16 protein-coding genes are annotated in these 7,160 nt (G+C 39.5%); 6 read left to right on the top strand and 10 right to left on the bottom strand.

Annotated elements, in window-relative coordinates; all coding sequences use genetic code 11:
* Positions 1-46 precede the first annotated feature (46 nt).
* The 6 genes from NOL38_RS10280 to NOL38_RS10255 all read right to left on the bottom strand — a co-directional run bounded on the left by NOL38_RS10280 (position 47) and on the right by NOL38_RS10255 (position 1,751).
* Positions 47-412 (bottom strand): HTH domain-containing protein, encoded by a 366-nt coding sequence (locus NOL38_RS10280; RefSeq protein ID WP_277942079.1) that lies wholly within the window; start codon positions 410-412, stop codon positions 47-49.
* A 179-nt stretch (positions 413-591) separates the two neighbouring features.
* The gene (locus tag NOL38_RS10275) at positions 592-738 is read right to left on the bottom strand and encodes a hypothetical protein (protein WP_277942078.1); all 147 of its coding nucleotides are present in this window, start codon (positions 736-738) and stop codon (positions 592-594) included.
* A complete protein-coding gene (locus tag NOL38_RS10270) occupies positions 728-1,003 on the bottom strand; it encodes a hypothetical protein (protein ID WP_277942077.1) in 276 nt (91 codons plus the stop codon). Before NOL38_RS10270 ends, NOL38_RS10275 begins: the two co-directional genes overlap by 11 nt.
* On the bottom strand, positions 1,000-1,311 hold the full coding sequence (locus NOL38_RS10265) for a hypothetical protein (protein WP_029997360.1): 312 nt from the start codon (positions 1,309-1,311) through the stop codon (positions 1,000-1,002). Before NOL38_RS10265 ends, NOL38_RS10270 begins: the two co-directional genes overlap by 4 nt.
* A gap of 78 nt (positions 1,312-1,389) precedes the next feature.
* A complete protein-coding gene (locus NOL38_RS10260) occupies positions 1,390-1,584 on the bottom strand; it encodes a helix-turn-helix domain-containing protein (protein WP_029997361.1) in 195 nt (64 codons plus the stop codon).
* 23 nt (positions 1,585-1,607) lie between these two features.
* Entirely contained in the window at positions 1,608-1,751 is a 144-nt protein-coding gene (locus tag NOL38_RS10255; protein WP_248026206.1) for a hypothetical protein, read from the bottom strand.
* Between the two features lie 79 nt (positions 1,752-1,830).
* Here NOL38_RS10255 and NOL38_RS10250 point away from each other — a divergent pair, with 79 nt between their 5' ends.
* Positions 1,831-2,040, top strand: coding sequence for a hypothetical protein (locus NOL38_RS10250; RefSeq protein ID WP_029172966.1), 210 nt, complete (start codon positions 1,831-1,833; stop codon positions 2,038-2,040).
* A 94-nt stretch (positions 2,041-2,134) separates the two neighbouring features.
* Here NOL38_RS10250 and NOL38_RS10245 read toward each other — a convergent pair whose 3' ends face one another.
* A complete protein-coding gene (locus tag NOL38_RS10245; RefSeq protein ID WP_201342629.1) occupies positions 2,135-2,356 on the bottom strand; it encodes an antitoxin in 222 nt (73 codons plus the stop codon).
* 76 nt (positions 2,357-2,432) lie between these two features.
* Here NOL38_RS10245 and NOL38_RS10240 point away from each other — a divergent pair, with 76 nt between their 5' ends.
* Positions 2,433-2,672 carry a hypothetical protein gene (locus NOL38_RS10240; RefSeq protein WP_222311532.1) on the top strand — a complete coding sequence of 80 codons (240 nt, stop codon included), beginning with the start codon at positions 2,433-2,435 and terminating at the stop codon, positions 2,670-2,672.
* Here NOL38_RS10240 and NOL38_RS10235 read toward each other — a convergent pair.
* From NOL38_RS10235 to NOL38_RS10225, 3 genes are all read right to left on the bottom strand, one after another.
* Positions 2,663-2,833: a hypothetical protein gene (locus NOL38_RS10235; protein ID WP_167786276.1), complete on the bottom strand. Its 171-nt coding sequence runs from the start codon at positions 2,831-2,833 to the stop codon at positions 2,663-2,665. The genes NOL38_RS10240 and NOL38_RS10235 overlap by 10 nt on opposite strands.
* Positions 2,834-2,869: 36 nt before the next feature.
* Complete coding sequence (locus tag NOL38_RS10230) at positions 2,870-3,073, bottom strand: helix-turn-helix transcriptional regulator (RefSeq protein ID WP_323149128.1); 204 nt, start codon at positions 3,071-3,073, stop codon at positions 2,870-2,872.
* A gap of 148 nt (positions 3,074-3,221) precedes the next feature.
* Positions 3,222-3,479, bottom strand: a complete 258-nt coding sequence (locus NOL38_RS10225; RefSeq protein WP_277942076.1) for a hypothetical protein — start codon at positions 3,477-3,479, stop codon at positions 3,222-3,224.
* Positions 3,480-3,831: 352 nt separating this feature from the next.
* On the opposite strand from NOL38_RS10225, the gene NOL38_RS10220 reads away from it, so the two are divergent.
* The 4 genes from NOL38_RS10220 (at position 3,832) to NOL38_RS10205 (ending at position 7,052) form a co-directional block, all read left to right on the top strand.
* Positions 3,832-4,605: an XRE family transcriptional regulator gene (locus NOL38_RS10220; protein WP_277942075.1), complete on the top strand. Its 774-nt coding sequence runs from the start codon at positions 3,832-3,834 to the stop codon at positions 4,603-4,605.
* Positions 4,606-4,685: 80 nt separating this feature from the next.
* Positions 4,686-4,922 carry a double zinc ribbon domain-containing protein gene (locus NOL38_RS10215; protein ID WP_172094236.1) on the top strand — a complete coding sequence of 79 codons (237 nt, stop codon included), beginning with the start codon at positions 4,686-4,688 and terminating at the stop codon, positions 4,920-4,922.
* Positions 4,922-5,656 carry a DUF3800 domain-containing protein gene (locus NOL38_RS10210; protein ID WP_172094237.1) on the top strand — a complete coding sequence of 245 codons (735 nt, stop codon included), beginning with the start codon at positions 4,922-4,924 and terminating at the stop codon, positions 5,654-5,656. The genes NOL38_RS10215 and NOL38_RS10210 overlap by 1 nt, the downstream gene beginning before the upstream one ends.
* Positions 5,657-5,909: 253 nt before the next feature.
* Complete coding sequence (locus NOL38_RS10205; RefSeq protein ID WP_277942074.1) at positions 5,910-7,052, top strand: tyrosine-type recombinase/integrase; 1,143 nt, start codon at positions 5,910-5,912, stop codon at positions 7,050-7,052.
* Positions 7,053-7,160: the final 108 nt, after the last annotated feature.

Here is a 7,160-nt window from a genome sequence, read left to right as displayed (position 1 = left end):
TTTGCCACGGCAATATTTGCCACGGCAATTTTTTCCAAATGTAAAATCATTCATCTGTATTGCCTGTTGATAACTCTTCGTCAAGCTTACTTTTCAAATATTCTTTGTACCCATCAGTAAAGGGCATATCTGAAAAAAACCTATGAAGCTCTATCCCTTTACCACGACCAAGTCTACGTTTAACAACCAGCATGTAACCAGATTTCTCTAGGATTTTGAAATGTCTATCTACAGTCCTTCGACTTATTTTTAAGCGTTTAGCAATTTCTTCTGGATATACAACCCAATCAGCCTTATTGGTAAGTATGACAGTCAAAATACCAATTGTAGCTGGTTCCAAGTCTTCATCTTTAGTATATGCATTATTCAAAGATGTGTAGTTTTCATGCGTGTTTCTGATGATGTACTGCATAAGCCATAACCATTCCTCCTAAACTTCAACAATTCCTCGCCGAAGCGTGTTATCAATCGCTGTCACGTTCGTCATATTCCAAGATCCTTTCTACATCCTCAAGATGTTCAGTGTCGCCCGTCCGAAGAAAACGGTCGTACGATTGAGTTATAAGTTCTAATCTGACCAGGTTATTCATCTCACAACCCCGCCTGTAATTTAGCTATCTTCAGTTCCATAGCCAGCTCATAGGGTGACATGGCTTGATAAAACTGTCGTGCTTTACCTGTGATATAGACAATCTGGTCGATAAGGTTTTCTCTGCCGATGCCCTCGTTAATTCGCATGTCTGCCCCACTTTCTAGCTGTGCGAACTGGTGCGTCATCTGTGTATTTGATTGGTTCCCAATTGGCAAGTGTTTGTTGCGCACTAGCTTTCCAAGCTAACCAATCAGCTTCGACAGCTCGCTCACAAGCCATAGCGATTTTGTAGTCGAGCAAAAGCTCCTGATCACGTTTCTTCCGCTCCTTCTCAGCCTTCCGCTGTTCCACAACGCCTACTGCCAATATCGGCAGGGCGAAAATTCCTAATGTTAAAATTGCTTCTGTCATGCAGAGAACCTCTTTTCTATTTCAATATTTTTCAACATTTCTGCCAATGTTTCTTTCTTCGGTCTGTATCGATTGCGACTTTTCCACTTTACAAATAGACCGAATCCTTTGTAATCAATAAACACAATCTTATGAGTAGGGTTAAAAACGTATTGTCTGAAGTCTGGATGCTCACGCATTTCTGCAGCCCAAACTTTAGCCGTTGTAACAGTCAATCCTTCCCAGATTTGGCAAAGGTGTGCATAGTCACCAGCTTCTGCCTTTTCAGATTGCTTAGCTGGTCTGTAAACTAATTCTGCTTTTGGCATAGCCATTCATTCCTTTCTGTGATATAATTTTGTTAGAAATTTTTGTAAGCTCCTGACCTCGTCATGGGGCTATTTTTATTAGCTTTTTGCTAATTCGTCCAGACTCACATCAAGAGCCTTGGCGATTTTTTTTACTGTTTCAAAGTGCAAATCTTTAACCTTTCCGTCACGAAGTCGATAAAGCATTGCTGGATCAAGTCCTGCATTCAATGCTAGCCTATAAACCGAAAAATTTTTTTCAGCCAAAATTCGTTCGATATTTTTCCACAACATATTGTTTTACTCCTTACCAATATTTATATAATTAGTTTGCTAGATAATTTACGCTTAATGTTGTTTAATTCTGAAGTATTAACTGCAACCTCACATCTCAACTTAGCAATCTCATCATGAGGTTGCTTTTTCATTTTCCCGCTATACGGATAACGTTTCGGTCTCATGTCATTCTCCTTTCTAGTTTGGTCGGTTCTCCTCCCTGTGCTATAATCGGTATATCAACACAGAAAGGAGGTGAATCACATGGAACCTAACTACTTCCATGTTCGATTCAAGCAAAGCGACAATGTGTCCTACTCAACACCGTCTGCTGAAGGTAGAGAAATCATCTCTATCAAAGGTGCTGAAGTGACAAAAATGCTCTTTGCTGACGGCAATGAATTATTGAGTGTTATTCACGATGGCTTCGTCGATGTCTACGCAACGTTCCCAATCGTTCTTAAACACCAATAATTCTCCATCTCTATACCAACAATCGCCCTCCACTGCGTTTGTTGGTTTTTTGTTTCCGTGAAAAATTCGATTCGGTCTCATAATCGTCTCCTTTCTAGTCCTCAAGAACTAGACGCTTAGTCTTGATGATGACTTCTTCAATACGAGCACGCTTCAAGCCTTCACTGATAAAATAATCAATAATAGCACTACGGCTCATTCCTGTACCAAGCGACAAGCTGTCAACCTCGTCGTAGTTCTCACGACTAATGACCACTGTGGGACGGTTATTCCCTTTCTGCCCTGTACTTGGGCGACCGTATCTTTGTTTTGACATGTTAGCCCCTTCCTAGTTTGGTTGGTCCTCCTCCCTGTGATATAATTGGTATACCAACAAGGAAAGGAGATTAGATATGACTGAAATTCATGCTTGCCTTTGTGGCAAATGGGTTAATCTGTCAGCGGATGCCTCTTGCAAAATGGGACCACACATGACGAGTCCGAATATTTGGTGGGAAGAAAATGCAGAACTCTACGCACCAATTACCAAGACCGTCGCTGATACCATGTATCAGCAAGATTATGTTTATGTCCACTATCAAGGTGCTGACTATCGAATTCACCCAATGTTCATTCAAGTTGTTCACAAATAACGTTCTAAGCGTTCTGTGATAACTTTCAAATCAAAGTCGTCCAGTTCCAGCTGGTCGGCTTTTTCATTCAGTCGAACTTCTACAGCACGATTTAATTCATGCCATTCGCGTTTAGTAAATTTCTTTCTAAACTCAAGAAATTGTTGTACATCCTTGTCCACGTCATTCTCCTTTCTAGTTTGGTTGGTTTTATGCGGTTAAACCGCAATGCTATCTAAAAAAATAATGTCATCTATAGACAATCCAAAATTTTCTGCAATTTTATAGGCTGTTTTGACATCTGGATTTGTTTTCCCTTTTTCCCAATTTGCCCATGTGTCAGCAGTAACACCTACCAGCTGACCAGCTTGTTTTTGCGTAAGATTGTCTCTGGCACGCAACATTTTTAGCGTCCATTTCAATACCCATCACCCCTTTCTAAATTTGGTATAATGTTTGTAAAAATGATTGGAGAAAATTTGTGAAGAAACACCGACCACGCCTTACGAAGCTAACGCTGTTTATTATTACAGCTATAATCACATGTGGCATGTTCCACTTAATGCGACTTTATACTGTTGATAAGTATGCTCTTAGTAGCTTGACAAGCATCGCCTGGGCAAGGCTTTTTATTCCACTGTTTATAATCTGGATTCCTCCATTTCTGGTTACATGCCTAATTTTAGAAATTTTGAGTGAATCGAGTGTTCCTAAAAAGCTTTCAACTGCAATAGCATTGTATGCAGGTGGGATTGTCTTTTCTATCTTTCTCCTAAGACATCTCCTGCTGGTTTTGACGATTGACCAATTCAATTTACTTGCGACCATTGTTGGATTTCCTACGACGTTTTTCTTTTTTAAGGTATTTAGAAAACTTTTCGATTAGCTGAATTTGGTAATACACCACGAATACAAAACCGTAAGCTGCAATGAGTTGTAAAAAAATGAGCAACCCAATAAGTACATTGATATCCATCCCTTCCATCCTTTCCATCCTTTCCATCCTTTCCGCCCTCATGGGCTTTTTATTCGGTCATTTCCCTGACCTTGATTATATTATACTGCGGTTAAACCGCAATGTCAAGAACTTTTTGCGTTTTTTTCGCATTTTTTTTGTTTTTTCTTGATTTTTTTGCGTTTTTGCCGTAAAATCTTTCATTAGAAAGCGAGGAAAAATGCTATGCCGATAGAAAACAAAGATATTTTCTCGAAAAATCTAAAATACTATATGGACAAAAAAGGGGTTGATAGAAACCAACTCTGTTCTGATTTAGATTTAAAGTATACAACTGTACGAGACTGGATAAAAGGTATTACATACCCACGAATTGGGAAAATCGAATTACTTGCAAATTATTTTGGAATTAACAAATCGGATTTGATTGAAGAAAAATCCACAATCCCTTCTTCTTCCATCCCTCTTCCCAACTTCGACCCACGTAAGACTATTCTGCTATCTAACTATGACAAGCTCAACGACACACGCAAGAATAAACTCCTAACAACCTCTGAAACGCTTCTAGCCGAAGAGCAAGGGAAAATCATTGACATATCAGAAAAACGTGCAGAATACGACGCTGGAAAGCGTATCAGCCTATCTGTACCAGGAAAGGTATCTGCAGGGACAGGCTACTGGCAAGAGGACGACTACGACACCATGGTTGACTTCTACGCAGACGACATACCGGACGAAAGCAAGTACGACACCGTCGCAGTTGTCGTTGGCCACTCCATGGAACCCAAAATCAAAAACGGCGACTTCCTCTTTATCAAACTCAAGGACCAGGTAGATCTAAACAAAATCGGTATCTTCCAAGTCGACGGTGAAAACTACGTCAAGAAACTAAAAAGCGACTGTTTAGAATCGCTCAATAAAGACTATGACAACATCCCAATCACAGCAGACACCGATTTCCGAACGATTGGTGAAGTGGTGGATATTTATAGGGGATAGGAGAGATAAAAACCACGGTTAATGGAACTACGGTTAGAGAAGAATATTTAAATTTAGTTGGATGAAAGGAAAAAAGAACAATGAAAAATTGCCTAAGATGCAATCACCCAAACGACGACCAAAATAATTATTGCATAAAATGCGGTGCTCCACTAAAAAACATTTGCACCAACAAAAGATGTTCAAATTGGGATCAGGATGTCCTTTTGCCTGATGAAGCAGCCTTCTGCCCTCTCTGTGGCTCTGAAACCCTCTTCAAAGCCTATGGATTAGCATCTTCCTCACTCGATGTATCCGATGAGGACCTTCCCTTCTAATGTATCTACTATACATTGATGAATCAGGTACCAAAGACTTACACCGAGGAGAAAATAACAAAGAGGGGAACTCGGAATACTTTGTTATGGGAGCTGTCCTTATTAAAGCAGAAGATTTGAGTGATATCGAGGAAGAAATCCAAGATATAAAATCCACTTGTTTAAAAGACCCTTACCAGGAATTAAAATCAACTGTTAAAGCAAAATCACTTAAAAACAATACGAATAGAGATGATTTTTTAAATAGCATCCACCAAGCCATTGCATCATCAAATTGCTACTGCTTTGGTGCTCAGGTCCATAAACCTACTTTACAGCAACAGGGCATCTTAGAAAATAGAGATCAAATTTATAAAATTTGTTTCCTGCATATCTTATCAGCTGTCAACAGCTATTTGAAACATGAGAACATCAATGAATCCGTGACAGTTTTCATTGATCGAGTTGATGCAGCAAACAACAAGAAAGTATATCTAGCCTATAAGGAAGCATTAGAAAGCAAATCCATCGACTTTATCGGTTTTGACAAAAAGCATTTTTCTCCATCAATAAACTTCGTAGACTCAGAGTTTACTATCGGAGTACAAATTGCCGATTTAATAGCCGGAGCTTTGTGGCGTGGTGTCGAGAAAAATAAAAAAACATACTCCCGAATGTTGCTCCCACGATTTCCCAGGGATAACAATCAAAAGTATGTTGGTTATAGCTATCAAAATTGTGAAGAATGGAAATAAAAAAACGAACAGGGTAGCAGTAATTTCAACTGCAAGCTGACAAGGCATTTCACCCTTGCCACCCAGGCTATTCGGACCTAGACCACTGTTCTTCCGTTAAGTTAATTATACAACACAAAAATTAACTTTGTCAACAAAAATCCCTACACTCTCCGTCGCCAAACCTTGAGTGTAGGGGAATTCCGTATAAGAAACAGCCATTAAATGGGCAGTTTTCTTATACCCATTTTAACAGAAAATGAGGTAAAAAACAATGTGGGATGAGCAACTTCCAGACGGTAGATATAAATTTTTTGAACGATTCAAAGATCCATACACTGGAACTTGGAAAAGAGTAGCTACTATTTTAACAAGCAATTCAAGCAGGGCACAAAAACAAGCTCAAAAAATCCTTGAACAAAGGATTGCGGAAAAATTAGCTCAGCTCAAAACATCTGAAATGCTATTTACAGACCTTTTCGACCAATGGTGGACTTTCTACCAACAAGAAATCAAACGTACCTCTATCGCTTCTCTGAAGGGCAATATTAAAGAAATAAGAGAGAGTTTCGGTATTGGCGTCAAAGTAGTCAATATTGACCCAAAATACGTCCAAAATTACCTTGACAACCTGGATTGCTCTAGGAACAAGAAAGAGCGTAACAAATCCATGTTGAACCTTGCTTTTGATTATGCGGTCGACCTGGACATTATCAAAGACAATCCTGCTAGACGAGCCAAACTGCCACGGATCAAAAAGACCTTGGAAGACTGGAAAAAGATTGAAGAAAAATATCTTGAGGAAGACGAAATAAAACCACTACTTGCAGAACTCTGTCGCAGACCTAGCACATACCGGATTGGGTTAGCCGGAGAATTTATGAGCTTGAACGGTTGTCGAATTGGAGAGTTAATCTGTATTGAGCCTGAAGACCGAAATTTTGAGACCAGGCAATTAGAACTCCATGGAACCTATGATCATACTGAAGGCTACCGCAACGGGGAGAAAACAACTCCAAAGACCGTCGCTTCATACCGTGAAACACTCATGACCAAGCGAGAAATGGAAATTATTCAAGAGTTTGAATTTATGAATGAGCTAGAAAAAAATACCAACCCACGATATAAAGATATGGGCTACATCTTTACAACCAAGAATGGTGTACCGATGCAAACTAACTCTTTCAACTTGGCTCTTAAAAAAGCGAATGAACGGCTTGAGAAACCTATACAGAAAAACCTAACCAGCCATATCTTCCGTCATACCCTTGTTAGCCGTCTTGCTGAGAATAACGTCCCTTTAAAAGCTATTATGGACCGTGTGGGGCATGCAGATGCCAAAACAACTATCCAAATCTACACCCATGTTACCAAGAAAATGAAATCAAATGTGGCAGATATCATGGAAAACTACTAAAGTTTTGCCCCTTATTTGCCCCTTAAACAAGAAAAAAGCCCGTCGGACAAGCTAGAAAGCTTGATATGACGGGCTTTTTCACGTTAAATTATTTTACCGCATCCTTAA

The sequence above is a fragment of the Streptococcus suis genome (genome assembly GCF_029616525.1).
In the GTDB taxonomy this organism is placed as follows: domain Bacteria; phylum Bacillota; class Bacilli; order Lactobacillales; family Streptococcaceae; genus Streptococcus; species Streptococcus suis_AF.
The sequence above is the reverse complement of the archived record's forward strand: the minus strand, read 5'-3'. Positions and strand labels throughout refer to the sequence as shown.